1 protein-coding gene is annotated in these 655 nt (G+C 75.6%); it reads right to left on the reverse strand.

Annotated elements, in window-relative coordinates; translation table 11 throughout:
• Positions 1-655, reverse strand: a 655-nt coding sequence (locus PO768_RS28605; protein ID WP_272648764.1) for an AMP-binding protein, incomplete at both ends; no start/stop codon positions are given.

Here is a 655-nt window from a genome sequence, read left to right on the forward strand (position 1 = left end):
CGGCCGGCGCTGCCGGGACGGTCGGCGCCGGGCAGGTTCAAGGTCTGCACCGAGGCCGCCTCCGACAGGCCGTAGCCCTCGTGCGCCGGAATGCCCAGCGCGCGGGCATCGTCCAGCAGCCTGGCGCCGACCGACGCGCCGCCGACGGCCACCAGCTTCAGCGAAGCCGGCGCGCGCTGGCCGCTGCGCGACAGATAGCCCGCCCAGGCGCGCAGCATCTGCGGCAGCAGGATCAGGCTGTCGGGCCGCTGCGCGACGACGGCGGCATGAAAGCGCGCCGCATCGAAGCTCGATGAGCCCGTCAGCCCCAGCTCGGCCAGTGGCAGCACGACGCAGCTGGCGCCGCGCCGCAGCGGCGCCATCAGGCCGGCGATGTTCTCCAGCAGCACAGCGAAGGGCAGCGCGCAGAGATGGCGGCGGATGTCCAGCGGCGCCATTGCCTGCACCAGACCGGCCGCGACCCGCTGCAGCGCCGCGCCATCGAGGCAGACGCCCTTGGGCGCGCCGGTACTGCCGGAGGTGAAGGTGATCTTGGCCGTGCCGGCCGGCAGAGCCAGCGGCGCCGCCGGCAAACGCAGGCAGACCAGGGCCTGAGCGGCGAGTTCACACGGCTGGGCCGGCGCCTGCGGCCAGCGCGCGGCCAGCGCGGCGGGCG

The sequence above is a fragment of the Paucibacter sp. XJ19-41 genome (assembly GCF_028462495.1).
In the GTDB taxonomy this organism is placed as follows: Bacteria; Pseudomonadota; Gammaproteobacteria; order Burkholderiales; family Burkholderiaceae_C; genus Roseateles_E.